Raw genomic sequence first — 26,704 nt, 5'->3', positions numbered from 1 at the left:
CTCTCACGCGAGACAGTGCTGTGGGCGGGGCCGAGGGTCTTCTTTTTCTGGAAGAAAAAGAAGCAAAAAGACGTCTGATCGTTTGGCGTCGTCTGTGCCGCACACGCACTCCCCTTATAAACAAGAGTTTTTTGGTTCTTTTTTGCAAAAAAGAACAGAAGCTTTGCTCAACATGAGACGCGTTGGTCGAACGACCATCGGCCTCATAACCTCGCACAGCACAGTGCCCTGAAAAAGTGAATCATTTCTTTCAGGGATAATCATATAACACGCGATAATCAAAGAAAGTTGAGGTCCATGATGGCCGATTATTTTACCAAATTTGCGGTTGATCTGCCGTTTAAAGATCAGGCGTCACTGGAGAACGCTACTTTTTATCAAATCGACCATAATCTGCGCTTTGAGTGTGATGAACCGGGGGCCGATGAGCCGTATTATTGCGCTTTGGAGCCGATTGAACGACAAGACAGCCCGTATGTCTGGGCGCGTTTATCCGATGATGGTGCCAATAACATCGATGCGGCTCTTGCGTTTGTGCAGCATTGCGCCCGCCAAGGATGGTGTGCCCCGCAGCGTTGGGTGGCACGTTGGAGTGAGACGTGCTCAAGCGCCCGTCCTGATGGGTTTGGTGGCGGGTTATGCCTGATGGATTTGGCCACAGGTGAGATCATGCACACGCTTAATCTCACACAGTGGTCCGAAACGTTAGTGGAAGACCCCGATGTGGTGTGCAGACTAGACCCGCATGTCGTCTCTGCTGCGCGAGATGCGTTGGTGTTGGAGCAGTCTGACCGCGCGAAAGATCCTAATCTTGAGGAGGTCGATTTCTCGGCGCCTTTGGCGCTCTTCGAGTGCCTGACACAGCAAGAAACTCTGATGGTTTTACAGCTCACACCGCCTGAAACGGTGGGAGCGGCCGCGTAAAGCAAAAGATAAGGGAAAAGGAAGAAGACAAACAGAAACAACAGGTAGGGAGGGGGGACGTGCCCTGCGCCGCGCCTCGCCGCAAAGGGTGGCTCCTCGGCTGATGCCTGCGGTGCCGGCGCACGCGCCGCCTTTGCCCCGAGGCGCGGCGCAGGGCCCTCAGATCAGGTCAAAAGCAAAAACCTGAAGAGGAAAGACCATGTCGGATACTCCTGTTATCGTCGCTGGAACCACGGTGAGCACGACGCTGTATAATCGCGGTTTGGGTGTCGTCTACGCTGTTCATGGGACGCCATCACCACAGAGCGTCCGCCGCGTGTTGTCGGGGGCCATGGTGACGGGTGGATCGGCCTTTTATGACATCGTGTTCTATGATGGCAGCTTGTCGCGCCGTTTACCGGAAGCCATTTTACTTGGATGTCAATGGACGATCCATGATGATCGTCCCTTAGTGGATGCGGCCAGCCGTCAGGTCATGCTCGAAAAAGCCGAACAACTCCGCCTTGCGAAAGAACACGCTGAGCGTGAACGAAAAGACCGCTTTGCCGCTGAGGTCGCTGCATTGCGGGTGAACCCGGATTACGCCCATCTGCATCAAGGCGATGATAGGTCAGGTGTTTTAGCGGGCAAAAATATGCGGATTTTGCTGAAGGCCGCATTTCCGAACGCCAAATTTCGGATCCGCAAGCAAAGCTATGGCTATGTCACTGTGTCCTATGAGGGCGAAGCGCAGGATGAGTTGGTTAAAGCTATCACGCAGCGCTTCAAAACCGGCTCATATAACCATCTGTCCGATTGTCACAGCACGACCGACACACCGTGGAGCACGGTGTTTGGTGGTGTGCAGTACGTTTTCTGAGTGTGTTTGCGCTCTCTCCTGAACGAGGGCGCAGCGATGTGTGATGGCGAAGGCGCTCTGTGCGCCTCCCGACAGGATGATCCCCATGGATAATGCATCAACCCCGCAAGGGCTCCGCAAAACCGAACGCTGTGATGGCCATATCTTGGAACTGGTGGTCACAGCAGCGCATGAGGTGTTCTTGCGTGTGACAACATTCTACGCTCCCCATGCCGCGCAAGCATGGCATGGCCCGTTTAAAGATGAACAAGACGCGCTGAACCACTTCCGACAGCGGCATTCTTTGCCGCGGATACGCGCCTCAGAGATCGCTCGCGCCAAACGCTCAGGACAGCATGGGCGGGTCAATGACGTGCCCATGCTGTGTTACCGCCATCCTTGGACGGGTCTTTTGACACTAACGCCTTATGAGTTGGTGGAAGAAGACGAGGACAAAACCGCGAAGCCTTGTGTGCCAGTCTGGCAGGCTTTCTGCCTGCGTCTTACGCGCCATATAAGGCAAAAACGATGGGCATAACGTTTTTAAAAGGTATGGCCGATACGAATCCCGATGATGATGCGGTGTGGCAGGCGGCGGTATCGACCGTCGCCCCGACCGTACACGCTCTGCGTGCTGACGATGTGGCGCGCGTGTTGCGGTGTGTCCGCCGTCCAGACCGTTCTGATCTTGCGCAGTGGTTGCACGACAAGCGGCCTGATCTGTGTCCCCGAGTATTGTCCTCCTGCGCGTGAGTGCCCCGGTTCGCCGCAGATGCGGGGGAATAAAAAAAGGGGGGGGGGAGGAAAAGGGAAGACGAGACAAGAGGAAAGGAAAGACAGGAAGGGGCGCAGCACAGCGCGGGTCTGAGGGCAAAGGGTGGGTTTTCCCGTGTCCTCGCTGCGCTGCGGGTCGTGAAAATCCCGCCGTTACACGGCGCCTGTGCCCTCAGACCCGCGCTGCGCTTGCGTGGAAAGGGTCACGGGAGAGAAAAGAACGCAACAGCCGGTGACAGAATGGAGAAACCACCCATGCGTCATCATACGCTGAGCAAACACGATCTTCGCGACCTCGCCGGTTTAATCCTTGGACCCTGTGCCTTTGTGGTCATGGTGTTCGGGATTTTATGTCTTCCGACGCTCCTTGACGGTCATCACGACACGAAACGCACTAAATCCGTCGTTTCTGTTCATCACTGATTAAGTCCTGTGCCGTATTATACGGCACAGAACATTTTTTATTCTAGGATATTACCATGAAACGATTTTTTCTTGCCGCGCTTTCTGTGCTTTCAACCATGGGTGTTGCTTCAGCACAGGTGACACCACACGTGCCGATCATCTCGGGGATTGAGGTTGGTGCGAATGTGGGCACTTTGGGGATCGGTCCGGTGATTGGCTACCATCCGGGTCATGCCCTGGTGGGGGTTCGCGCCGAAGGGGATTTTTTCGGGATCAGCCACAATTTCACCTATCGGGACATCGATAACTTCCGGGCCAGTGCCAAATGGCGCAGTGTTGGTGCGATTGCAGATCTGTATCCGTTCGGCTCAGGACTGCGTATTTCTGCGGGTCTGAAAGCCAATCTGAACCAACTCAACGCAACGGCATCCCCGCAGGATGTCGTGTATATTGGCAATAACTATTATACGCCCCAGCAGGTTGGGCAACTCAATGCACGGGTGAAATGGAACCGTGTGACCCCTTATGTTGGGTTTGGGTATAGCCATGCCTTTGGGGGACATTTTGTGTTTTCGAGCGATTTTGGGGCGCTGTATCAAGGCACGGGCCGTTTGACCTATGGCGGTACGGGGCTTGCAGCGCAAACGGCACAGTTCCACAGCGATATGGACCACTATATGAAGGATATTCATAAGGCGATGCGTTACACCAAGTTCTATCCGGTGATCGCGTTCTCTCTTGGTTATCGTTTCTAAGAAGTACCGTCTGCGGCGTGTCCTCTCATGACGTGCCGCAGTTTCCGCCGTGTGTGCTAGGCAGACACGGCTTGAAAATAAACACGATCAAACACAGCAAGCGCACGCCACAGGCCGATGAGGATATGCGCTTTTTCCCATGCGACAATGCAGGCTCTGTGTGAATCCGCTAAATCCTCATAAATCCGTGGACCATCCGGATCCTCGACTTCACGGTCCTCTGCACGCTCTTTAAAACGGTTTGCCCGTGCGATGAGCTTGAGGGCCCGCGCAAGGCTGCGCTTTTGCACATCATAGAGCAAGGCTTGCGGCGTCATAAACGGGGCCTGTTGTTCGGCTTTGGCCATGATGGGCTGCATCATGGCGCTGCCCTGCGCCTGTAAGACCGCTTCATCGCGCGGTCCAGCGACCTCCCGAAACTCCGCCCAGTGGTGCAATGCGTCATAAGAGGACAGCACACTGTACACGCCATCAAGTGTGAGTGGGCTGCGTCTCTCCCATGGAAAGCGGATAATTATCGCGCCTGTATGTGATGCGGTCATGAGCGGCCTCCTGATGTGGTGGTGTGACACACATTACGCCGCCCAGAAAAATAAGTCAATAAAAACAATAGCTTATGTGCTTGTTCGTGTTTGGTCGCTCTCCGTAAAGGACGGGTTATGACCCAAGACCGACGCGCGCAACACCGCGCGCATGTCCAACGTCTCTTTGGCCCAGACACGCTGCTCTTCGACGATTTGGCGTTAGAGGACTGGTTTTGTTTTGCGGGTGATGAACACGGTGCTGTGTATCAGAAAAAGCGTAAAGCCCGTTATCAGCACCAAGGATGGCTGTGTTACATCCAGCGCACACAGCCCGTAAAACGCCGTCCAGCACCACAGTAAGGCACACGCCAAAGCGCGGTGCCACAGCTTCATAACATCTTCAATAAGGATAAAGACGATGTCATACGGTACTCGACCCGTGGACGGTATCGATCATTCTAGCGCGGCTATGCGCGTCTGCGCGCTGCGTAAAACATTAGCGCGCAATGCCCGTATCGGGCAGGTGCGCCAGTGTTTGCGACATGCCCATAGTTTGGAAGAGGATGGATGTCATCCAAGTTTGCCAGAAGCGTATTATGCCAAGTTGCACCGTACACGCCAACAGATCCGCAAAGACGCGTCTCGGTTACTCTTGCATGTGATGCACTGAGTGCAGAGAGCGGGTTGGAACGGGAGAGGATGAGTTTTTCCGATACCGGAAAAACTCAGTCTCCTTCGGGCGAAAAGAGGGGTGAAAGCCGCTTGTCTTTAGCGCGTTGTGGCTTTCACCGTGCTGCCGAGGCCGATTTCTTTGGCGAGTGCTGAGCGCCGCTTGGCGTAATTGGGAGCCACGAGTGGGTAATCGCCTGGCAGACCCCAGCGTGCGCGGTACTCTTCTGGGGTCATATTATACGCGGTTTTGAGGTGGCGCTTGAGCATTTTGAGCTTTTTGCCGTCTTCGAGACAGATAATATAATCGGGGAAGACAGAGCGTTTGACCGGCACGGCGGGGACGGGTTGCTCGGCCTTTGTTTCGGGCTGCGTAACGCTCTGAGCTGTCGCCAATGCCGTATAGACTTGTTGGATGAGTGTCGGCAGTTGCTCGGTTGTGACCCCACCATGTCCGGCTTGGGCGGCGATAATGGTTGTTGTGTGTGCAAGAAGCAGCTTGGGGTCGGGAGACGTGATGGTATCGGTCATATGTTTCTCTCACGGAAATCACAAAAAAGGGGGTGATCCGTCTTCCTTCACAGAAGGAGGACGTAAAGCTTCAACGTCTTCAAGGAAAAAAAAGTTTTTGAACATGCTCGTTATTATAAACAGGCGATGATGTAGTGTTGCAGATGGCAAAAAGCAAGAAGATCCCTGAAACAATCAAAAGAGTACACAAATCGATAAGCGCAGGACTGTATGAAGAACCTGTAAAGAACACGACGATAAAGTGACCATGAGGCTACCTCTGGCTTCATGCAGAACAGAACGGCGTGCCGCGTGAGCATGTCATTGAAAATGGAGAGACATCGCTATGACGACACAAGAACAGAGGGAAATGGATGCGCTCTTTCCACACTATAGTCAGATCATGCGCCATGTTGAGGCGTTTTTTCAGCATCCCGAGAGCCGCACGTTTTTGCAGGCACACCCGGATTTGGGATCCGGTGTGCCCTGGTTCCTTGTTCGACTTGGGACGGAAGAGGATGTGGGGTTGGTGGTCGATGGAACGCGCGCAGAAGGGGGGTGGGATTTGACCAAGAGGCTCACAGTGTTGAGCTTCCAGGAAGAGGGCATGGGGTATTTTCGGTCTGTGCTGCCTGGGCGGACAGAAATGTGTGTGTTGGGTGACTATGCCATCGCAACCGCTGCGGACCGAGCGGAGCGGCGCATCGAAACCTTACACAGAATCACCGCCCTGACCCGGCTCTGGGCGTCTGACCCGCAGCGTGTTGCCGACTGGCATCAGCGCGCCTGTGTGCACAACCTTCCGGCCTTTCCGCAGCATATCGCGTCGCTGGATTATGGTGATGAGGTGATTGAAGGCTTGGTGATTGGCGGGCAATTGACCCCGAAAGGCGCCTGGTCTTTAGCGCATGATCTGACGGTTTTCTGCGACACGGGTGCGGTCCTGACGGTCGATCCGCAGCGCGCTTATGATGTGACGATTAGCCCAGAATAAAAACACTTATGGCCCTGAAAGAACCAAAGTCATCTTTCGGGGCAATATTATTGCTGATCAAAGATTTATAAAAAGTTTCCATGTCATTAAATAAAAACATTTTCATACGTTACAATCCGTGACACACTCCGTATAGTTTAAGAATAGTTTTTCATTTTATCGCAAAAAGAATGGAGAATTGAGGGTCAAATGACCAAAATACTGTTTTATTGAAAGAATTGTGATGGTTGGTCATCTCTTTAATAAAAATATGCCTTCTGATGCCCTGATTTTATCATCTTATTGGATGGATAATATCCGCCTTTTTCCAAAATCGCTCTTTTTATGCGTACAGAGACTGACGCAAGACGTCTGTAAACCACGGGGCGTGGGCGTGACCTTACGGAAGGTGGGTGATGTGTGGTGTTAGCCTATACAGGCGCTTCGCCGTCTGACGTCTATGGCGGCAATACACAACATGCGAGTTTATCCTTGGAGTGTCTTCTTGCACGTATCGCTGAAACCGATGAGGGCCATGGAGACCGAGTGGGACGCATGGCGGTGTGTTTTGGGGCTCTGATCGCAGCACCCTTTGATGCGCAGACCCTCTCACTCGCCGGTCGTTTGCATGATGCGGGTAAGCTTTTATTGCCGGATCGTCTGGTGCATTTTGAAGGGCGGTTTTCCGCAGAGCAGCGCGAGGCGATGCAACTCCATGCTACGCTTGGCAGCACGGTTTTACACCCGATGCGGTGTGTTTTGCCGCACGGCGTGATGGAGGCCATTGCGAGCCATCATGAACGTTATGATGGTGCGGGCTATCCGCAAGGCCTTGCAGGCACCGCGATCCCTTGGATTGCGCGTATGATTGGCCTGTTAGACGTTGTGGATGCGTTACTGTGTGCACGGTCTTATAAAAAAGCCTGGACCCCACACGCGGTCAAAACGTTCCTTGATCAGGAGGCTGGTGTATCCTTCGATCCCGATCTGGCACGATTGGCCTATCATCATTTTGCCGCACTCATGGCGGCGCGTTGTGACGATATGGCTGAGCCGCATCGTGTCGTCCAGATCGCCCAACGGGTTGTTCAGGTCACACCCGAACGCTGCGTGAGCACCCGCACCCTGTTACCAATACATTCGTAACGGTCGGGCGAGTGTGTTCACTGCATGCTCTTGTCATGTCATGGTCGTGGATAAAGACTACGGTTGCGTGCGTCTTACATGAAGATCCGCCGGATCAAGGCGTGAGACGCGGCAGGATGGATAAGGGGATATAGCCGCATCATGACCCGTCCGTGGAGACACAAACGACCTAGTTGGGGGCAGCGAAAGGGTGAGAGACGTCTTCGCTACAGGCCCAAATCTGTTCTGCAAGGGGCAGAGCATCGCGAGCTATCAGGCGACACCAATGCGTGCGATGACATGTACCGGGCTGGGCTTTACCGTTTTTTAGGATGTGTCGGGCAGAAAGGCACTGTTATCACGGAGCAGGATATAAGAAGCCATGATCACGGTGTGGACGAACGTTCTATGCGCGAGTGCGAGCGCCGTGCTGTGTTGGGGCGCCCTGTCAGGACAGGCGCACGCGCAATCCTGTGAGGCTGTCTTCCCAGCCGGGTCAGCCCCTTTGGTGCCGCAAAGCCGCACGGATACGCTCCAGATTTTGTGTCATAACGGCTTTACGACGGGGTATGATCGGACGCGTCATACGCCGCTCTGGTCGTCAGAGACACTGACCCGAGAGGACCTCGAACCGGAGCCTGCTTTGAATCCAGGCCTCTTTGCGGAGGACGATCTGCCCGAAGACGAGCGGGCCGATCACGCTGATTTTATGGATACGCCCTATCGCGCGGGTGCGCTGAGGCCGCATGTCGATGCGCCAAGTCTTGCACAGCAACGGGCGACCTATGTTTTGAGCAACACTGTGCCACTCTGGCCAGCGCTACTCTATGGTATTGGCGAAGGGGTTGAACGCGCTGTGCGTGGCATCGCACGCACGCAGGGGGTGGTCTATACGGCGACGGGACCGCTCTTTACCCGGCCATCGCCTCTGACCATCGGGCCGCATCATCTTCCCGTACCGGAGTATTGGTGGAAAGCCGTGTGGGTTCCACACAGCCACGCTGCTGGGGTTTATGTGTGTGAGAACCGGTCTCACGCACCACGCTGTCTTCAGGTCACCTTAGAAGCCTTTCGTGAGCGTGTGGGGATTATCCCGTTCCCGGCTCTGTCTGACGTGGAAGACATTCAGCGTTATGTGTTGCCGGATCCCGAAGACTCTCCCGATGATCCGGAGGTCTCGCTGTATCGCACAACGCCGTATCACGCGCCCTGGTCGCCGGTTTTACGTTTTGCGCGTGCGGATGCGGTCGTTACACGACACGGCAGTCATCCGTGAGACGGGCGCGACCGCGGTAACGGTTCTTCGGCCTCCTCTGCACGGCCTTTGGCCGCACAGAGGGGGCACGTTCCATGGGTCTGTTTGGCGCATCTGCGTCCAGTCTGACAGCGTCATGCTCCGTCCGTAAAGCCGCTCATATCCTTCTCTCAGGTCGCTGGCCCGCCCCAGCTGCAGGCACGCTGGCGCGCTCCCGCATCTGGCGCAGACCAACGCCCCTCTCTACAGGATACACCGCAACTTGACGGCCAGACCCTGACGCCGTCTTGGCCGGTGGCAGGATGGGCTCAAGAAAACACCACACCCATTCCACTCTCAATCACCGTTCTTGTGCTCGCCGCACGGGCAGAATGGGTCTAAGAAAACACTGTTCTTTACAGTTTATCAATACAACAGGTTTTATTCTATTTTTTTGAAGTATATATTTTGAGTATTTGTTCTTATTTACTTTAAGTATTGCGGTTTATTTGCTATAAATAATTATAACGAAGCAGCCAATAAGGAACTGGATTGTGGGATACACACAAACATATCTATCCAATGAAAACCGTATGGCCATTGTACGAGGTGTATCCTGCGCTTTAGTGTTGGAGCGGGCGGGGTATGGCTTTGATCGGCGTGAAAGTACCGCCAAATGTCTCAAATACCGCGATGGGATCTCTTATCCCATTAATGTGGTTCATAACGGGGCAGGGTGGTGGGATACCGGCTTTGCAAAAGAGGACAAGGACGGCGCAGGTGATGTGTTCGACTTGTACCGCAAGCTCAATCCGGGCGCGTCTTGGCGCGAGACGTGTGATGCATTAGCGGGTCTCGTGGGCGTTACCCCGGAAGGCGCGCTCTGGGCACAAAAGCGCGCTGTCACAACGCCTGTTGTCCCGCCTGCCGAACGTTGGGAGAGCCGTAAAGCCCCTTGGCGGAAAGGCAAAGTCTGGACGTATCTCGCACAGGAGCGCGGTCTTCCGGATGCGATCATCCGTCGGGCGATTTCAACCGATTGTTTGCGCGATGGCTACCATGCGGCGTGGTTTTGTCATCGTGATGCGCACGGGAATGTCTGTGGTGCTGAATTGCGTGGGCCAGACACGCATCTGCATCTGACCGGAACGGTCAAAACATTATTTCGCTTCAAACCCAAGGTCAGCGCCGTGATCCGCCGTTTGGTGGTGGCAGAGTCTGCGATTGATGCGCTCTCTGTGGCGGCACTGGACCCAGAACCGAGTGCGGACACGCTGTATGTTTCCGTAGGCGGTGGGATTGGCCCGGAGACGGAAAAAGCGATCAAAGCGCATCTGGCGGAGATGGTGACGGTTCCCGGTGCTGTTCTGGTGGTGGCAACGGATGTGGATGAAGCGGGTGATCGGTATGCGGATCGTCTTTATGCGCTGGCGATGGATGCCGATATAGACAGCGATCGTCTCTTCCCGCCGAACCGCCTTAATGATTTTAACGATGCGTTGCGTGCCCAGCACGTGACGAACGCTTGAAAGCCTTTTCTATGATGGATATCACGACAGCGACGTCCGCGCTTTTCAACACGTTGACGCCGGCTCAATATGAGGCGGCCACGGCGACGGGGCCGGTGGTAGTGTTGGCCGGGGCAGGGACAGGAAAAACGAAAACTCTGGTCGCAGGCATTGTGCATCGCCTGCAAGCACGTGCGGTGCCTGCGTCCAGAATTTTGGCCGTGACCTTTACTAATAAAGCGGCGGGCGAAATGCGTGATCGTGTGCAGGCCGAGCTTGGCCCCGATCAGGCCCCTTCTTGGATGGGCACCTTCCACGGTCATGGTCGCCGTATGCTGCGCACCGATCCGGAAATTGCCGGGCTGATGGATGGGTTTGAGATTTGTGACGCAGAAGACAGTCGGTCTTTGGTAAAACGCTTGCTGAAAACACATCTCACGCAGGATGAAGATGCCTATGCCAGCCCGGATGCGTTGCGCAAACGGGTCAAACGTATCGCGGACACGATCGCGCATTTTAAAGATGATCTGGTGTTGCCCCAAGAGGCTCAGGCCGCTGTCAAAGGCATTATCCATCAACGTCAGATCGAAGATCCGGATGAGCGCGATGTGTGGCACGCAGCCGCAGCACTCTATCCGCACTATCAGCGTATGTTACGTGATGAAAACAAGGCGGATTTTGGGGATCTTCTGTTCTGGCCGACCTGGACCATGCGTCATGATGAGTCGTATCGTAAACTCTGGGCGGAACGGTTTTCGTGTCTTCTGGCCGATGAATTTCAGGATACGAACCGGTGTCAGTATCTTTGGCTGGAAGCCTTAACCCGTGATCATCACGAACTCTTTGTTGTGGGTGATGATGCGCAAAGCATTTACGGCTGGCGGGGGGCCAATATTGGGTTTATCCGCAATTTCTGCCGGGAATTTCCCAACGCCCGAATGATTGCTCTGGAACAGAATTTTCGTTCAACGGGACATATTCTGGACGCGGCCAATGCCGTGATTGCCCGCGATGCGGGGCGGCTGGACAAAAAGCTTTATACCACATCCGGGCAGGGACGTCCTATCGATATTATCCGCTGCACAGGCGCAGAGCATGAAGCACAGACGATTGTGACGCAGATCACTCAGCGTGCGATGGCGGGCATGTCTTATGATTCCATGGCGCTGCTCTATCGCTACAATTATCTCTCACGCAAAGTCGAAGAAGAACTTATCCGCGCGCATATTCCCTATGAACTGGTCAATGATACGGCCTTTTGGCAGCGTGCGACGATCAAGGATGCTTTAGCCTTTCTGTCGTTAAGTACCCGACCGGATGAATGGCAATCCAATGATGCGTTTCGGCGTGTGGTGAATGTGCCGACGCGCGGTGTTGGTCCTAAGGCCATGGCGCGGATTGAAGAGAAAGCCGCCGAGACGGGGTTTTCGCTCTTTGCCGCAGCGGAAGCCTTAACGGAGAAAGCGACCAGCAAAGCCGGGCAAAAATTACGTGCGTTTTTGGATGCAATCCGTGAGATCGAGTGTCATCCGGATATTCGCCTTGCGGCACGTTTGCAAATGGGGTGTGAGATGACCGGCTATGCCGAGAAGCTACGCAGTGAGGGCGAAAAAGGTCAGGTTGCCTTTGAGAATTTGGCGGAGCTGTATGATCTGGCGCAAGGGTTTGAGAGCGTTGAAGAGCTTTTAGATCATGCGGCGCTCGGGTCATTGCCCAAAGCCGATCAAGGTTTGGGCTGTGTGCGTTTGAGCACCATTCATGCGGCGAAGGGGCTGGAGTTCGAGCATGTTTATTTGATGGGCTGGGAAGATGGTGCTTTCCCCAGCACGACCAACACGGATCAAGGCGAAGAACGGCGTTTAGCCTATGTGGCGTTGACCCGCGCGAAACGTCGGGCTGTGATCACGTGGGTTGGGTATCGCTACGGTCAGGAAACTGCGCCGTCACCGTTTTTGAGTGACTTTCCGGCCAGTGCTTATCGTGCTTTTGGCGGAGGGTACGCGGCCGATCATCACGCACAGACCCGACGGGCGTAGCGTGAAGCCTTGGGGTTTTAGTGGGCCTGAAGATATAGCGGGCTTCACGGTGGGGGGCTGCTATGGGGGGACAGACGACAGTCTGGTATCTGACAGTAATCGCAAGATAGCAGACATCCCCGAAGTCCTGACTCACGGTTTGTAAGGCACCTATTTCAGAGGAACACTCTTCCTCTTTTGCTGCCTTCGATCGTTGATGAGCACCAGTGTTTCTGCGGCGATCCCTAACCCAGCAGACACGTGTGCAGCATCCGGAATATAGAACAGCGCATCCCCCCCTACCGCAAACGACCCCAACTCTGCCGTTGTGCGCGTCTCTTTCAACGCCTCCAACGCAACGCGGGACTTGAACTCAGCCGAGTGGTTCTTGCGCGATACTTTCATCTCGTTCGTCTTCCTTACAGCAGGAAAAACGAGCTTAGCTCATTGTCTAGTTTTTAGGGGCCATCTCTGCATTGACTTATGCATCGCTTATTCGAAGCTCTGTTCTCTTTCACGCTGGATCCTGTTGCTAAGTTCGGGCGTCATCTCGACGACCCACTGCCGAACATCGCCACCGAGATCTTGCCCCAGCTTCCTGATCGCCACAAGTCTCTGCTCCAGAGCATCGACAAGAGAGCCGCTCAAGATGAAGGGATGTAGGTGTGACCGAATATCGCCGAGGAAGGCGCGCTGATCCGGCGCCTGGACTAAAATCTCTTTGAAAAGGTTGGATACATCGTTCTCCCTTTCACCCTCCGTCATCTTGAACATTGGGATGCTCTTGCCGAGCAACGGATAACGCTGGTTCGGGTCGACAGCAGCCCATTGAACAAGGGATTCGACACCGACATTTTCCATCAGCTCGCCCAAGTCGAAATTGCCTTCAAAAAACTTGCTATTTGTTGGCATAAGCTCGGGGAGTAAGAATTCGTCGAGCGCAATAAGCGAGTACGTCTCGAAGAGCGTTTCCAAGACGTTGGCGAAGTCATTGAATGAAGCATCGGGGACGCCACAGGGTGAGAGGTAGACGTCTGCCAGATCGGCCCGGATGCGCGCGCATATTCCACGCAACGTCGCCTCACCACCAGGGCCAGCGCAGCACACGTGAATAACAGTATCCAGTTGGAAATCAAACTTAGACTGCAGGTCACCGAAGTAAGTGCCGCGCGGTAGCAAGTCCTGCCCGATGACAATCAAGGGTGGCGCGCATTGGCGACCGCCCTTAAGATCGCAGAGAAAGCGACTATTCAGTATATTGAGTGCGATCTCCACGCCGTCGGAAAGGCTGGCAATATCAGTGAGAAGCGGACCGAGCGCCTCGGGAGGCGACTCCCTGAAGTAAACATTGGCGATACTGTGAAAGTCCTGCGCCGAAAGTACGCCCTGTTCGATCGCCCGTCGGAGGCGCGCTATACCCTGAGTATCTACTGCAACTTGGGCCTGAAGGTAGGGTAATTTTGCGGCCAGATCGGGATTTTGAATGACGTCCTCGAGCGCCGTATCCGCAAAAGCCGAATCTTTGGTGTGCGCACCATGGATGAATCCGCCTAGCAGCTTTGGATTCCCTCGGTCGGCATTAGCTGTGGAGAAGAGACCCAGCAATTCCCGCCACATCACATCGAGATCTGCGGCACCATCCGACAAGCCGATACCGCATTCATACGCGCGACTATGATACGGTTGGATAAGCAGTTCGGCGATGAATGCGCCGCGCGTATTCTGATCATGAGCGAGCTGAGTTCCGATCTCTTTCGCTAGCATGACACCATCGGCACCGCCGTCAACGCCACAAATATCGAAATTGATACATCCAATAACGATCGCACGTGCTTTATTAAGAAGATTGGCTGGCTCCAGGCGTTCGATGAGGGCTATAAGACGCGCTCGCATGTCATTAGACATTGTGCTGCCTTTCAAGAGCTGTAACGTCCTGAAGCCGATCCACCCTTTGATCCAGGGTCGTTCAGCCGAAAATTGGATTGCCGCACGTTCGAGTGAATCGTGACAAGCGTCAAAATGCCACAACCTTCCTACGCTGTGGGCAAGATGGTCCCGCGCCTCTTCGATGACCGGCGAAAGCTCGATGGCTAGGTCGATCGTGCCGTTGTGCCAGGCCAAAATGTCGCTGCAACTCGACGGGTGCCAGCCATCGTCGCGTGACCGAGCGCCGAAATCGAAGTAACTCGATGAAGCGAAGTTTTCGTCCTTCAACAGCGCATTGAGGGCGACGCTGGCGCAGAGCGCCAAAGCCGGATCACCGGATTGGGCGAGTTGGCGCACCACCGCTCGTCGCTGATCGGGTAGTGCCTGGGTGCCCGACAGCTGCAAGTGAAACAACTCGGCGAACATGTCCGACGCCGAATTAATATTATGGTCGGGTGGCTCGGCTGCGAGGAACTTGGCAAGCAATGTCGCCGCTTGCTCAAATAATGATTGATCGTAGGCGAGAAGCTTGATCAGCCGTATCCATTTCCTCCGGTTACTTGAATACGGATCGAGTATCTCGGCGCTGCGAGATCCGTCTATTTCTTGCTCGATCCTTGCGAGCACGGCACCCGGCGCCACCGGTGCGATATTAGTAATAATCTGAAGGCCGTCCTCCTCTAATGCTGTTAGATCGCCGAGTAGCCCATCCGCCCGGAGCCAGCGCTCGACCGTTTCCTGTGCCTCGGAGCTGTCGTGCAGATAACCCAAGCGCCGTGAGAGGGACTTCTGCATCCTCGGCGTCAGCGACGCACAGAAATGATCAAAATTTGAGGGTGGTATGCGTGCGAGAGCACAGCTGGCGAGGTGATTAGCGATCGCATGTGGCAAGATCGCGCGCCACTGTCCTCGCAACTGCACGATCCCACGCTGTCTGAGCGTATCCAACGCCGCATATATAGTTGTGACAGCAACTCCGCGAATTGCGGCAACCAGAACGAGTTCGTCATCATCTTCCGAGGTCCCCTTCCCATTGATCGAATAAAGCAAGGCAACCTCTTGAGCGGCGGAGATTAGACCCGGGTCTGGTGCATTGCGTTGCTGGACGATTCGATCGAAGAGGTCGCAGTTTTTGAGCTTTCCCAGGGTTTCGCCTTTTCCAAGCGTCTCGGCGAGCGCGCGCGCCACACGAAAATTACCGTCGCTGAACTCCGATATCCGGCGTCGGTCAACCTGCGTTACATCAGGAAAAGTTTTTTCCAGCCACAGCGCCACTATTTCGAATGACGCGGACTGCAAGCGGAAAACCCCAGTTCGCTCGGGTTCGTCATCGCGCACGTCATATTCGACCGTAAGGAGGCTGACCTGGCTTTTCTCTTCTGAACAGATGCGAGCGAGATCGCCATGCGTTGCCGGCTTGCAGTTATCGACGATCAGAATCGCTCGCTGCCGTTTGCTCACCAGATGATGCGCCATTGCCCAGGCGGTCGGGGCTGTTTCCTCCGAATGGTCGGTATAGACGGTGAGTCCCGGATCGAGCGGATTCTCGCCGACATCATTCTCGAACAAGGCATGCACGAGACGGGTCTTTCCGAGGCCGGACAACCCGATAAGGCGGATACACTGACGGGGTTGAGTCAGGGCAGCGCGAAGCTGAACAATGCCCTCGCAGATCGTGAGTTGCCTGCGTTCGCTCGTTCGCTCATCCGTCAGGCAGGCTTTGTCGTTGAAGAGGTAGGGCGTCTTCTCTTTCACTTCGACACCGTACCAGTCACCGATGCTACTCCAGCCTGACATACCGATGCCGAGTCGAGTGCGGATCCAGGCCGCAATTCCGGGATAGTGACGGACCCAGGCTTCTAGCCGGTGGCGGTCGTAGAAGTCGCTATACAGCTGACTGGCATCAGGAAGGTCGGCGAACTGCTTACGGATCGCTTCGCGGCGGTCGTTCAGCGGCTTGTCCGCAACTGACCCTTGTGCGCTGACGATGATATAGGCGCCCGAGCGGGCGGCGAGATCGGCAATTACCGGCCGCAATACACCGCCGGGACGCATCTCACCTTTGATCGCGCTTGCTGGCATATTGGGCTTTTTAACTTGAAATCCGGTGTGCTGGCGCGGCACGAAATCCGGCGTATTCAGGCTAGAAGGGCATTCGACCCTCACATCAAGCCCGCCATCGGCTGCATCTTGATTGCCGCCAGCGGTTACCGAAGAACTGGGGCAACCCTGCGCACGCAGTTCTGCCAAAGCGAGGCGCGCGACGAGCGTCCGTAGATCGGTATCGTTCAAGTTGGCGATTTGATCACCAGTGATTTCAAGCATCGTCCGCCCAGCCCCCATTTCTTAATTTAGAGAGGATGCAGGAGAACAAAGAGCAGTCAAGTCAAAGTCGGTCCGCACCGGCTCGAAGCGACTGCCAATTAATTCCATCGCTACGTATGATGCCGGTGACAAGGTTTCCTGAGTTGGGAATCAACCGCAATTCTGCGCGCGTGTCATTGGCTTTCTGAAAGAAAGTCTGTTTTTGAGCCTGCGCTCCACAAGCTACCAGTTCACCAACGACCTCTCTTCTGGCGCTATACAATGCCGCCCGGGGGAATATAGAATTCTTCTCTGTCGTTCCGTCTATCACCCCTGAACGGCAGGAAAGCATCAAGCACGGTCTATCGCAGCCCTTGTGATAAAGTAGACTTTCGGGATTATAACTACAGGCGCTTGGACGTCTAAAAATAGACGTAAGAGTCGTCAGTCGTGCAATTCTCCGATGCTTACCAACCTACGACACAAAGTGAATTAAGCAGAATGCTCGCCCACCACGATCATTGGTGCCGACGGCCACAACGTCCGTAGCGCCGCAAACGCGGTATGAGCAATAGCCTCGGCCAATTCGTCACGGTTATTTCCCATCAATCTGCACACCGCGACGATACGATCCTGAACCGAAGGGTGCGTGTTGGATGCTGACCACTGGTTCTGAGCAAGAAGGGTCAGCGTGAACAGGGCGAAATAGATCGCCGTTTCTCGCTTGCGACGGACAAGGGCAAGGTCAACGTCGTTTTCATTGGAATAACGCTGCGAGTGCTCCAGAATGAACCGGGTCGCAAATTCATCGCAAGAGAATTCCTCCCCATGCTGCGCCTCCTGTGTGTTTCCATGGACACTCGCACTCGTGGCTTCCCGTTGGTGTCGGATGTGTCGTGCCTCGTGCAGCAAGGCCCAAGCCACCGCGATGATGGACAGTTCCGAAGCTGCCCGGCCTTGAGGATATTCGTTCTTGTTGGGAAGTTTGCCGGGTTCGGGGACGCCATCTGGCAAGGGAGATTCGTCCGACTGATCGTTCTGAAGGGCAGCGTCAAATGCCGTGATCAGTTCCTTAAACCGGGTCAGGTCCACCGTAGGGAAGTCCTTGCTCTCCGCGATCGCCCTGTAGCCCTCCCAGGCAGCGAAAGCGCCGATCCAGAAAGATCGCACAACGCGGTGATTGAACCGGATGTAACGATAGCTGCCAGCGTCCATGATAAGCCGACCATCTTCGTGGTCATCAGGAAAGAGCTGAAACACCAGGTCGAGGTTTTCCCAGAGTGAAGAAAGCTCGTCCGCCCGTTCCGGCACGGAACCGATGAACAGGTTTCGGATTGCTTTCTGCACGATTTCATCCTGTCGAACCGCGTCGGTCATGGGATGTCCATCTTTCGTTGTTACCGTCATTGCGGTCCATCGTCGTTGTAAGATCGGGTGATTCGCAAGGACGACCGCGCAGCGGGCTGGCCTCCGTGTAGATAGGCGATCCCAACCTTTTCGACATCGAGGTTCGGCTAGGCTGCGAGGATGCGGTCCGGCGAATAGCCAACGATCTCGGCGCCTGCCGGGAGGAAGGTTTTCCCGCAAAGCCGGTTTTGTGCAGTGCCTAAAAACCGGAAACCCGGTAGACACATTTCATCTTTCCAGTCTGACGCGCAGGCGCCGCGCCCGCTCACGAAAAGCCTCTTCGCCACCTTCGAGGATGTCACAAACTGCTTTCCTAATATCAGCATTTTCCAGCCCCCCAGCTCGATAGGTGATTGGAGGCAAGCCGCCGATCTGATGCGGGCTTATTTCTGCAACGATAATCTGATCTGCGTCCGTATTGATCACAAGGTTCGCATTGTGGGTGACCATTATAACCTGCCGTTTGGACTTCGCGGCTATGAATAGCGGGACAAGTTCTTCGAAGACGGACTTGGGATCGAGGTTTTCCTCGGGCTGATCGATGATGAGTGGGCGATCATCGGCATCGTCCAAAGCTAGGTAGAGAAGAAGGAGAACGATGCCTCGCGTACCGGGTGAGAGCTTGCGGATATCGATACCGTCATAGACGATCTCGTAGCGCACTGAGATATGGTCGGTCGCAAAGAGCCAATGGGCAAACTCTTTGAGCCAAGATCGAAACTCCGTCTGTTGCGTTGGAGCGATAGGGGCGTGCCCGAGCAAGTCTTTCAGGTAGGTTGAGATGAAAGTGGCCATTGCGGTCTGCACATCCGCTGCCGTTCCATTTTCCCAAGCCGGTTTGAGCGCTGTATTGGCCAACTGGATTAGCGATCCACGGCCATTGAAGGGGCCGGTCTTTCTGCGGTCGAGAAGTTTCTCTTCGGCAATCGTTCCCCAAGCTTCGACGTCAACGATACGGCGCACTGAAAAACTAAGCTTTTTCAGGGATCCCGACGATGCTGCCAGACGGCTCATAAGCGGCGCGTAGAGACTAGCGAGCGCCGTCTGTTCGTTGATGATGGCTTCGAACACACGGCCATAGGCGGCATCACGTTCGGTTTGCAGCGCCTTCTTACGGGCAGTGGCACCCTGCGCATCGGTTAGACGCGCTTGCAGGCTCTGAAGGGCGGTGTTTTCCTGCGCAATGCGGAGTGAAAGTGCGGAATATTGATCCCGGACGAGTTTGTCCGCGCTGACCAAGGCTTCGAGCCGCGTCATCTCGGCTTGAAGAACATTGAGGGTTAATGTCGATAGATTGGCGCTGTCGGCAATGGGTGGTGTGGGGATGCTCGGTGGCAGAGGAGGGCCGTTGAGTGAGGTGATCTGTTGATCCGCCCATGCTACATAATTCGCCAGACTCTTGTCGACATCGCCTTTGTAGACCAGCAGAAATTCGTCCCACTGCTGATCGGTCATATGGCTTTGCTGATAGCGTTCCCTGGCTTGGCGCAACAATTCGGGCGCCTTCGTCGCACGGGTGCTTTTTACTTCATCTTGCAGGGCGATGAAGGTCCGTCGCTGGTTGCCGAAACCCTGAATTCTGCCGCGTATAGCCTGGACTGCTTGACTAATTTGGCTGTGGCGTAGTGCCTGTGCTTCGGTTCCCTTGACGACGAGTTTTGCGAGATCTTCGTTGTAGCTTTTGATCAAGCCGGTCTTCTGGTCCGCCTGAGCAGTAAGGGGTGAGACCGAACTCTCTTTTTCCATCTCTGTGGCGATGCGATCGGAAATGTCGGCGATGGCGTCGGCTTCTCGCTTACGGGACTGCTGGAAGCGACTGGTGCTGTGGCTGCGTAACTCGGCGAAGTCGATTGCGCCGTCTCGTTGATCATCGGAATGAGAGGCGAAGATCACCCGTTCGATCTCGGCGATGAGGCCGTCTGAGAAGCCGCCGGACGAGCAGAGCTCTTCGACGAATTGCTGCGACAGATATCGGGCGCGTGGGAAGGACAGGTGGTCGTTGGTATCCCGACCATCGAGCGCGCGCGTAACAGTGGCGCCGCCTCCCCAGGTCAACGTGGCGGTCGCATCGCCGAGCAGCTTGCTAGCGCGGACGAGAAAGGAGGGACTAGCATTCTCGCTAGCTCTCCATCCAGATGGCGTGATGGCATCACAACCGGCAGCAATCATATCGGCGAGGGCCGTCTTGCCAGAACCGCGGGCGCCGATGATAGCTACCAAGCCGGGGTTGAGCGGAATTTCTGGAGTAGCCGCCCAATCTGCATCGGCAATGGAGATGTGCGAGATCACTTGCGAGGGAATTGCCGTTCGTGGCGGTTCCGTCCCGACATAGGCCCGACCTTCCGGGTTGATGCAGGCTTGGCGTAGGGCGTCGAACTCCAGGCCTCCCTTGATCCAAGAAAAGCGCCCCTCGACGGGTTTCCCTACGCTCTTCTGATCGTGGGCGTCACTTCCATGCAGGCAGGGCTTGCAGCCATCGTAGCGTTCGCGGAGCTGCTCGACGCTCACGCTTTTCTTGCCGAACCAGAATGCGCGCTGTGCCGGACTGCTTGAAAAGATGATGTGGGCGAACCGCTCGATTTCCTGACGCATCGTCGCATCCGCTGCCTGTCGTAGAGCCGCCATCCCGTCGCCTGTGGCACCCGCGACAGCAACCAAAATGTTCGCCTTTGCCCAATTGCTTTCACGCAGCACGCGGCGCAATTGATCGAAGTTCACTTTGACCTGCGTGGCACCATGGCGGAGTGCCGCGCCATCATCAACGATGGTGTTATCGGCGCGCTTGCCCAGAATGATCAGATCTTTGCGCGTGCAGTTGTACGTGTCGCCATGTGCCTGGAATTGCAATCGATGGAGAATACGATGCAACTCACTTAGATGGTTTTTATCTTCCGGACTGACAAGCAGGTGTAGGTTAACGAAACCGGTCTTGGCGGCGATGTCGAGCCGCAGTTCGACATTAGGGAAGATAAGCTGCACGTTGGGCAAGCGCCCGGCCTGTTTGCGACGCAGGACCTCCTCATAGGTGTCCGTAACGTAGTAATCGGTGACCGCTATTGCACCAATAGCGGGCGTGCAAGTTTCCAGTGATGTGAGGTAAGCGTCCCAGGGATCGCCACCGCCGAACTGATTGTTGAGGACCGTCCCTGGCGCATGGATATGCGGCTCCCAACGCTGCCACTGCGAACCTATACCGATCATTGCCCCTCCGCGTGTGTCGGCAGAAATAGATGGCCTATGCTCTGCCCGAATGCTAAATATATCTAGCATTACGACCACATAGCTGGCCAGTAGCTTGCAACTGCCTCCATAGCGGATCTTATGAAGGTTGGCTTCCGCCACAGCCGAAACGGAGTAGCCAGCACAAGTCCCGTTGCGCTGATTTCATAGGACTCCATATCAATGGACATGTGCCGCGGACGCCAAATGAAACGATACCACGGTCCTAGCGGCGAAACAGTTTTCCTTCGAGAGACTGCGGCAGAAGCGATTGCAGGAGGATCACCGATCTCATCGCTGGGATCAGTGGGGTGGCAACGGATATCGTCAGGCAGTATCCTTCTGACTATACCACGCTATGTGATTGATGGTTTTCGGGTCATGACATTTAAGAAACTTTTCAGTCGCCTGCATTTTGGAAAGAACGCGCTGCTCGCACAGTCGGCTATGCGTGTCGATGATGCTATCGGCAGCGAGGTCGATAGAGAAACCGTTCATTATGATCCCTGATGGTCGTACGAGATGGGGACGCATCATCGCACCCGTTCCGAACTCGGTCTATCGCGGCTCCTCTAGCAATGTCGGCTTTCAGGCAACGGCTGTAACCCTTGGTTGTCTGAAATGAGGCGTAAGCCGTCTGTCTCTTGTGAATAGGACAGATGGCTTACGCGTTGATTTATTCATGCTCTATGTTTCCGGCAGGACAGGCTCTTCAGCAAAAGGCCGATTGAGAATGGTCAGAACGTCATCTGCGGCATAGATTCTGTTGCGGGCATAGCCGGTGCGTTCCCTTAATATACCGGCCTGACATAATTGATGAATTGCTGTGAGAGCTGCTGGCGGCGTAATGGCCAGTAACGTACCGAGACGTTGTGCTGTAAGGACAGGATACGCTGTCAGAACATCGAGTGCTCGTAGTGATGCCGACCCTTTGCGAAAGGAACGACGCGTCAACCAAACGCGATGTAGTGTTTGAAGCGCTTCACGGCTTACCCGTAATTCCTGAACAGTCTCGATAATCGCGCGCGCAATAAAACCGATTAGGGGCAGCCAATGAACACGCTGTTGAGCGTGTTTGAGAGCCGCGTAATACGCGTCTTTGTGTTGTTCGATATACGGTGAGAGATAAAGAGGGACATGATGCTCAGCGGCCATCATTAACGGCAGTAGCAGTCGACCCACGCGGCCATTCCCATCCCGGAAAGGGTGCACAGCTTCAAAATGAGCATGGGCCAATGCCATTCGGCTGATCAGGGACTGGGTCATCATATGCAGCCCATCTTCGCGCATATAATCAAGAGTATGGTCTAAACAGTGAGGGACCTCGGCGGGAGGGGGAGGATTATAAATGGAATAGGCAATGTGCCCATTGCCGCCAATCCAAACGACATCGTTGCGGAATGCGCCCGGAACATCGCGATAAGAGGGATCATGGCCAAGGACATGACGGTGCAAGCTCTGGATGAGATCCGTTTGAAAGATCTCTCGCCCTCTGAGGCGAGCGGCAGGCAGAAAATGTTCTAAAGCCAAAGCATAATCACGGACTTGCCGCACGGTATGCCCTGCATGGTCCTCATTTTCATCGGCGATTAGCAACTCATCGAGTGTGCTGTGTGTCCCTTCCATTGCTGAACTGCTGACCGCCTCACGGCGACTGAGAATACGGGTGATCTGGTAAGGGTCCGGTAGCGATTGAGCGATGTCATCTGCTTGTCCCAAGGCGCGTTGGGCTTGCGCGTGCAATGCCGTGACATCGTCTAACGGGATGCTTGTTTCCGGAAGTGGTTGTGGGCGGACCCCATAATGATGCTCATAAGGCGGAGGGAGCCGCACAAGACGTTCGCGCACACCGCCGGAGAGGTCCGTTCGTTTCATGAGGAATAACCTTTATCATACGATACCGCATTATATCCTTATTAAAGGTTATTGATATAACCTTTTCATCATTTCTCCTTTTCCCGCCCATAAGAAAGCTTCCCCCCTTATGATGACGGAAACGCTTTTGAGATCATGTGTGTGGGGCAGAGTAATAATTTCAGATAAACCGCAGAAACCGTGCGGCACTCACACGCAGGCTCCGTATCCTCAAAGCAGAGGAAGGAGAGCGTGTCATGTTACAAGAGCCGCAGCGCAGCCGTAAGGGCGCCTTGGCGGTGACACCCTGGCAAGATCGGACGCAAACGCAGCGTGACGAGATGTGCCGGGATGTGCGTCAAGAAGTGATGGCCATTCTGCGCAAAGGACCCATTACACTCGGTGAAATCCGTGCAGCCTTAGACCCGCAAAACGCCTCGGCGTTGTTGTCAGTCTTAACGCTCATGGTTAATGCAGGGGAAGTCGCGTCACTCGGTCACTCCGTCTATACGCTGGTACCGTGGTGCCAGGCGGCCAAACCCGTTGCGGCCGAGCCGTTGACGGATTTGGTGTTTAATGCGGTCGCTTTGTACCGGAAAGCCAGCCAGATTATTGCATGGCTTGGTTTGCCTGAGCCGACCGTGCGCGGCACTTTAGAAGCCCTGCGGGATACAGGATTTGTCCATTACAATTGGAAGAGTGACGACTACACGATAACGCGGCCCGCCGTCGCTCGTTTGATCCGCAAAGGCGCCTCGGAACGTGTATTCGTGGATTTAGCGGTGCCGCCACGGTGTGATGATGAGGACTCGCATGTCTAAGGGCGTCCATTTCCCTAACGGAAGGCATGTCTCTCATGCACAGATCAGGAATGCTGCTTTTTACCCCCAATGGCAAATTCTGCTGAAGGCCGCTTGGGGGCAGGCAGAGCGTCCTGTCTGCACATGTTGTTCTCACGGGCAGCGTCTGGGCCTCGTAGTCAAGCGCCACCCGGTGCGTCATCGTGGAACTGATGTGTATCGTTATTGGTTGGCGCGTTTACCGAAGGATGGGCCCCGTCATGATGCGACCTGTCCTTTTTATGCGCGTGAGACAACACATCAGATTAATCTGACGGAAGCGATACCGGTGGTGCAGCATAGGGCAGATGGCCATGTTGCACTGCGCTTAGACTATGGGCTGAAATGTCTCGGGACGGTAAAAACCGCTCAGGAGGCCGATACTCCGTCACAAGATCGGTCACAGCGTGCGCAGCGTTCTGCGCAGCAACCCGCGATGCGCTTGCTTGGGTTGTTGCAGTTTTTATGGGAGAGGGCCGGATTACACCGGTGGGATCCGGCTGATACGGAACAGCGTCAACACTGGTCCTTTAACCGTATGCACTTAATGCGCGCCGCTCAGAACATTATGGTGGGTACGTATCCGTTGGAACGCTGTATCATTGCTCCCGGCTATCGCGATGGGGAGAACGAGCAGGCGTTGCGGGAACGTTTGACGTTTTGCCATGAGCAATCATTGCGCTGTGTGTGTCTTGCTCAGGTCCAGTCCATCGCGGCAGCAGAGCGCCCCGCGGCGTGGAGAGGAGAAAAGCGGTACACCAAGATTATGGTGGATCAACCCCGCCCAACATCGGGGCGGGCGCCAATCCTCACCATTGAAGCGCCTTATGAGAAACTTGCACATTTACGGCGTTCTTATACGTCTGAAATGCGCGTCATAGAGCACTTTCAACAAGCGCGTGCGGACCGATATGATGATACGATTGCGCGCGACCAGAAGCGTCGTTTTCCGACATCGCGCGTCATCGCTATTGTCTCAGGCGCGGTGAAGATTGGGAAAGATGGCCGCTTTTATCTCGCAGCCGATGATTATGCGCTGATGCGTGTGAGCTTGGAGTCTATTCCCGTGGAGAGCGCGCATGAGCTCCGCTTGGCACAGGCCTTAGTGCGTGAGAAGCGCCTCTTTGAAAAGCCATTGCGCTACCAGCCGGACGCTTCCCCTGTGCATCCCGATTTTCTGTTGCACGATGCCGGTGTACCCGGAGGGCTGCCGATGGAAGTGTTTGGGATGGACACGCCTGCGTATCAAATGCGCAAGGAGGAAAAGATCACGTATTACACGCAGGCCTATGGCGATGAAGGATGGTGGTCATGGGATGTGACACATTCTCCTGACACGCTGCCGGATATGCCGCCGCCCTTGCGGGAGGCGACATAATGCCGGCCCATCAGGAATTACGCCGTTTATTGAAACGTATTGGCTGGAATTTACGGCCTCTCGCCCGTAGGATGGGGGTCAGTCATCGTCAATTGGATCGGCTGGCGCATGACCCCGTTTTGATGGGATGGTTGCGCAGCTTGGCACAACTCCATCACGTTTATCCGCACCCTTTGGCCGCCTCTCTGACACTGGGCAATAGCCCGTTATTATGTCCCTATGGGGTGATGCGGGGCATGATCGACATTGGATGGTCAGAGCGTATGTTGGCGGAGCGCGCTTTGGAACACCGCACAACATTACGCCGGATGCTCAGTGGAGAGGCGCGTATTCCGTTACGCTTTAGTCGCTGGGTTGAGCTTTTGGCACAAGGGCATCGTGATCGCCCCATGCCCGATTTACGACATTTAACACAAGAAAGATAAGAGAATGACCACGCTACACACCACACCCGAAGACGCCGCTACAGGGGGCATCGCAGCGGATCGTTTGCGTTCACTGATTGAGCGTGTTGAGCGCTTAGAGGAAGAGCGCAAAGCCTTGGCGGGTGACATCAAAGATATTTTCTCCGAAGCGAAATCCGCAGGGTTTGACGTGAAAATTATTCGTCAGATTATCAAAATGCGTAAACAACAACCCGCAGAGATCGAAGAGCAGGAAACACTGCTCGATATCTATCGCCGCGCCTTAGGGATGTGAGCACATGCCGCAGGCTGACCGTCGCGATGATCCTATGCTGGCGCGGGATCAGGGTTTTATGCGCGCCGCATCGCGAGGCTATCGGGAGCGTTTTCGCTTGTCCTGGACCCATGCTGTGACGGCAAAACAGATCCGTTATGTGCACCCTGCATTGTCTGGGTGTCTGCGGAAACGACCGTGGCGACCAAACCCGCAAGCCTATCGTCCGCTCTTATTGGGGAGTGGGAGTTTCCTCGCATCAGCGGGTGGGTATTTGTCGTATGATCAGGTGCGGGACGCGCACATGATCACGATGGGGGCCGAGGCCCATTTTCATGGGGGCATCCTCTGGTGGGGCGTGGTGTTACTGTGTCTGACCTTGCTCTCCGAAGGCATACGCTTTGCCCTACGTTCAGGACAGACACCTCCTCGACTCATGACCCTGAGTGCGTGCTTCAATGCGATGTGTTTTATGATGGGATGCGCTCTGCACATCGTGCTCTAAGGGGAAGGGGCGTCAGGTTCACGGGGTTCGGCGCAGAGTAAACGGGCACGCCTTTGGCGTGGCGCTCTCTTGTCCCCCCAATGCTCGCCCCCCAAAGGGGGGCTGCGCCTGAACCGTCTAAGCTAGCCTCTCACTGCTCAACTTGGCCGATAGCGCCGTAATCGCATGATGTGTCCATTTTGGACCGTCTTGGCGAAACCTTCATAGGAGGACGGGCGGCCCTTCGGGTGCGTATCGCTCTCTTGCGCTAGGTGCCAAAGGCACCAAGCTCCACCAAGCCCCGCGCGCGGGTCTTGGCCCTTACGGGTCACGGCTCACCCGCAGCGGGAGAGGGGAGAGG

Annotated in this window: 27 protein-coding genes; 18 read left to right on the top strand and 9 right to left on the bottom strand. The window is 55.1% G+C overall.

The features are described 5' to 3' along the window. Nucleotides 1-297: 297 nt before the first annotated feature. The 5 genes from KB213_RS10505 to KB213_RS10485 all read left to right on the top strand — a co-directional run bounded on the left by KB213_RS10505 (nucleotide 298) and on the right by KB213_RS10485 (nucleotide 3,696). The gene (locus tag KB213_RS10505) at nucleotides 298-924 is read left to right on the top strand and encodes a hypothetical protein (RefSeq protein WP_211682931.1); all 627 of its coding nucleotides are present in this window, start codon (nucleotides 298-300) and stop codon (nucleotides 922-924) included. A gap of 199 nt (nucleotides 925-1,123) precedes the next feature. Further along, nucleotides 1,124-1,783 (top strand): LPD29 domain-containing protein, encoded by a 660-nt coding sequence (locus KB213_RS10500; protein ID WP_211682929.1) that lies wholly within the window; start codon nucleotides 1,124-1,126, stop codon nucleotides 1,781-1,783. A gap of 85 nt (nucleotides 1,784-1,868) precedes the next feature. After that, complete coding sequence (locus KB213_RS10495) at nucleotides 1,869-2,300, top strand: hypothetical protein (RefSeq protein ID WP_211682927.1); 432 nt, start codon at nucleotides 1,869-1,871, stop codon at nucleotides 2,298-2,300. Beyond that, nucleotides 2,291-2,515, top strand: a complete 225-nt coding sequence (locus KB213_RS10490) for a hypothetical protein (RefSeq protein WP_211682925.1) — start codon at nucleotides 2,291-2,293, stop codon at nucleotides 2,513-2,515. Before KB213_RS10495 ends, KB213_RS10490 begins: the two co-directional genes overlap by 10 nt. A gap of 500 nt (nucleotides 2,516-3,015) precedes the next feature. Beyond that, nucleotides 3,016-3,696 carry a hypothetical protein gene (locus KB213_RS10485; protein ID WP_211682923.1) on the top strand — a complete coding sequence of 227 codons (681 nt, stop codon included), beginning with the start codon at nucleotides 3,016-3,018 and terminating at the stop codon, nucleotides 3,694-3,696. Between the two features lie 56 nt (nucleotides 3,697-3,752). Here KB213_RS10485 and KB213_RS10480 read toward each other — a convergent pair whose 3' ends face one another. After that, a complete protein-coding gene (locus tag KB213_RS10480; protein ID WP_211682921.1) occupies nucleotides 3,753-4,238 on the bottom strand; it encodes a hypothetical protein in 486 nt (161 codons plus the stop codon). Between the two features lie 117 nt (nucleotides 4,239-4,355). Here KB213_RS10480 and KB213_RS10475 point away from each other — a divergent pair, with 117 nt between their 5' ends. Both KB213_RS10475 and KB213_RS10470 read left to right on the top strand, forming a co-directional pair. Next, on the top strand, nucleotides 4,356-4,580 hold the full coding sequence (locus tag KB213_RS10475; protein WP_157070957.1) for a hypothetical protein: 225 nt from the start codon (nucleotides 4,356-4,358) through the stop codon (nucleotides 4,578-4,580). Between the two features lie 58 nt (nucleotides 4,581-4,638). After that, nucleotides 4,639-4,890 (top strand): hypothetical protein, encoded by a 252-nt coding sequence (locus KB213_RS10470; protein WP_157070958.1) that lies wholly within the window; start codon nucleotides 4,639-4,641, stop codon nucleotides 4,888-4,890. A 98-nt stretch (nucleotides 4,891-4,988) separates the two neighbouring features. Here the strand turns inward: KB213_RS10470 and KB213_RS10465 are convergent, their stop codons facing one another. Next, nucleotides 4,989-5,420, bottom strand: coding sequence for a MucR family transcriptional regulator (locus tag KB213_RS10465; RefSeq protein WP_068173546.1), 432 nt, complete (start codon nucleotides 5,418-5,420; stop codon nucleotides 4,989-4,991). A 325-nt stretch (nucleotides 5,421-5,745) separates the two neighbouring features. On the opposite strand from KB213_RS10465, the gene KB213_RS10460 reads away from it, so the two are divergent. From KB213_RS10460 to KB213_RS10435, 6 genes are all read left to right on the top strand, one after another. Beyond that, the gene (locus KB213_RS10460; protein WP_211682920.1) at nucleotides 5,746-6,393 is read left to right on the top strand and encodes a hypothetical protein; all 648 of its coding nucleotides are present in this window, start codon (nucleotides 5,746-5,748) and stop codon (nucleotides 6,391-6,393) included. 399 nt (nucleotides 6,394-6,792) lie between these two features. Continuing rightward, on the top strand, nucleotides 6,793-7,518 hold the full coding sequence (locus KB213_RS10455) for an HD-GYP domain-containing protein (RefSeq protein ID WP_211682918.1): 726 nt from the start codon (nucleotides 6,793-6,795) through the stop codon (nucleotides 7,516-7,518). A gap of 361 nt (nucleotides 7,519-7,879) precedes the next feature. Next, nucleotides 7,880-8,773: a DNA/RNA non-specific endonuclease gene (locus KB213_RS10450; protein WP_211682916.1), complete on the top strand. Its 894-nt coding sequence runs from the start codon at nucleotides 7,880-7,882 to the stop codon at nucleotides 8,771-8,773. A gap of 74 nt (nucleotides 8,774-8,847) precedes the next feature. Beyond that, nucleotides 8,848-9,018, top strand: coding sequence for a hypothetical protein (locus KB213_RS10445; protein ID WP_157070963.1), 171 nt, complete (start codon nucleotides 8,848-8,850; stop codon nucleotides 9,016-9,018). Between the two features lie 306 nt (nucleotides 9,019-9,324). Further along, nucleotides 9,325-10,260: a DUF3991 and TOPRIM domain-containing protein gene (locus KB213_RS10440; protein WP_211682914.1), complete on the top strand. Its 936-nt coding sequence runs from the start codon at nucleotides 9,325-9,327 to the stop codon at nucleotides 10,258-10,260. An 11-nt stretch (nucleotides 10,261-10,271) separates the two neighbouring features. Continuing rightward, nucleotides 10,272-12,275 carry an ATP-dependent helicase gene (locus KB213_RS10435; RefSeq protein WP_211682911.1) on the top strand — a complete coding sequence of 668 codons (2,004 nt, stop codon included), beginning with the start codon at nucleotides 10,272-10,274 and terminating at the stop codon, nucleotides 12,273-12,275. Nucleotides 12,276-12,425: 150 nt separating this feature from the next. On the opposite strand, the gene KB213_RS10430 is transcribed toward KB213_RS10435, so the two are convergent. The 6 genes from KB213_RS10430 to KB213_RS10405 form a co-directional block, all read right to left on the bottom strand. Next, the gene (locus KB213_RS10430; RefSeq protein ID WP_211682909.1) at nucleotides 12,426-12,659 is read right to left on the bottom strand and encodes a hypothetical protein; all 234 of its coding nucleotides are present in this window, start codon (nucleotides 12,657-12,659) and stop codon (nucleotides 12,426-12,428) included. A gap of 87 nt (nucleotides 12,660-12,746) precedes the next feature. Continuing rightward, nucleotides 12,747-16,505 (bottom strand): hypothetical protein, encoded by a 3,759-nt coding sequence (locus KB213_RS10425; protein ID WP_211682907.1) that lies wholly within the window; start codon nucleotides 16,503-16,505, stop codon nucleotides 12,747-12,749. Between the two features lie 471 nt (nucleotides 16,506-16,976). Then, nucleotides 16,977-17,861, bottom strand: coding sequence for a phage exclusion protein Lit family protein (locus tag KB213_RS10420; protein WP_211682905.1), 885 nt, complete (start codon nucleotides 17,859-17,861; stop codon nucleotides 16,977-16,979). 258 nt (nucleotides 17,862-18,119) lie between these two features. Next, entirely contained in the window at nucleotides 18,120-21,092 is a 2,973-nt protein-coding gene (locus tag KB213_RS10415) for a TrlF family AAA-like ATPase (RefSeq protein ID WP_211682903.1), read from the bottom strand. A gap of 345 nt (nucleotides 21,093-21,437) precedes the next feature. Next, the gene (locus tag KB213_RS10410) at nucleotides 21,438-21,608 is read right to left on the bottom strand and encodes a hypothetical protein (RefSeq protein WP_211682901.1); all 171 of its coding nucleotides are present in this window, start codon (nucleotides 21,606-21,608) and stop codon (nucleotides 21,438-21,440) included. Nucleotides 21,609-21,797: 189 nt separating this feature from the next. Then, nucleotides 21,798-22,985, bottom strand: coding sequence for a Fic family protein (locus KB213_RS10405; RefSeq protein ID WP_211682899.1), 1,188 nt, complete (start codon nucleotides 22,983-22,985; stop codon nucleotides 21,798-21,800). Nucleotides 22,986-23,221: 236 nt separating this feature from the next. Here KB213_RS10405 and KB213_RS10400 point away from each other — a divergent pair, with 236 nt between their 5' ends. The 5 genes from KB213_RS10400 to KB213_RS10380 are packed head-to-tail and all read left to right on the top strand — an operon-like array spanning nucleotide 23,222 to nucleotide 26,364. Further along, entirely contained in the window at nucleotides 23,222-23,785 is a 564-nt protein-coding gene (locus KB213_RS10400; protein ID WP_211682897.1) for a hypothetical protein, read from the top strand. Further along, nucleotides 23,778-25,181 (top strand): DUF1173 family protein, encoded by a 1,404-nt coding sequence (locus tag KB213_RS10395; RefSeq protein WP_211682894.1) that lies wholly within the window; start codon nucleotides 23,778-23,780, stop codon nucleotides 25,179-25,181. Before KB213_RS10400 ends, KB213_RS10395 begins: the two co-directional genes overlap by 8 nt. After that, on the top strand, nucleotides 25,181-25,606 hold the full coding sequence (locus KB213_RS10390) for a hypothetical protein (protein WP_068173598.1): 426 nt from the start codon (nucleotides 25,181-25,183) through the stop codon (nucleotides 25,604-25,606). The genes KB213_RS10395 and KB213_RS10390 overlap by 1 nt, the downstream gene beginning before the upstream one ends. A 4-nt stretch (nucleotides 25,607-25,610) precedes the next feature. After that, nucleotides 25,611-25,880 (top strand): DUF2312 domain-containing protein, encoded by a 270-nt coding sequence (locus tag KB213_RS10385; protein ID WP_068173600.1) that lies wholly within the window; start codon nucleotides 25,611-25,613, stop codon nucleotides 25,878-25,880. A gap of 4 nt (nucleotides 25,881-25,884) precedes the next feature. Beyond that, on the top strand, nucleotides 25,885-26,364 hold the full coding sequence (locus KB213_RS10380; protein ID WP_211682892.1) for a hypothetical protein: 480 nt from the start codon (nucleotides 25,885-25,887) through the stop codon (nucleotides 26,362-26,364). Between the two features lie 137 nt (nucleotides 26,365-26,501). On the opposite strand, the gene KB213_RS10375 is transcribed toward KB213_RS10380, so the two are convergent. Then, entirely contained in the window at nucleotides 26,502-26,675 is a 174-nt protein-coding gene (locus KB213_RS10375) for a hypothetical protein (RefSeq protein ID WP_211682890.1), read from the bottom strand. Between the last annotated feature and the right edge of the window lie 29 nt (nucleotides 26,676-26,704).

Source organism: Neokomagataea anthophila (assembly GCF_018122595.1).
In the GTDB taxonomy this organism is placed as follows: domain Bacteria; phylum Pseudomonadota; class Alphaproteobacteria; order Acetobacterales; family Acetobacteraceae; genus Gluconobacter; species Gluconobacter anthophilus.
The sequence above is the reverse complement of the archived record's forward strand: the minus strand, read 5'-3'. Positions and strand labels throughout refer to the sequence as shown.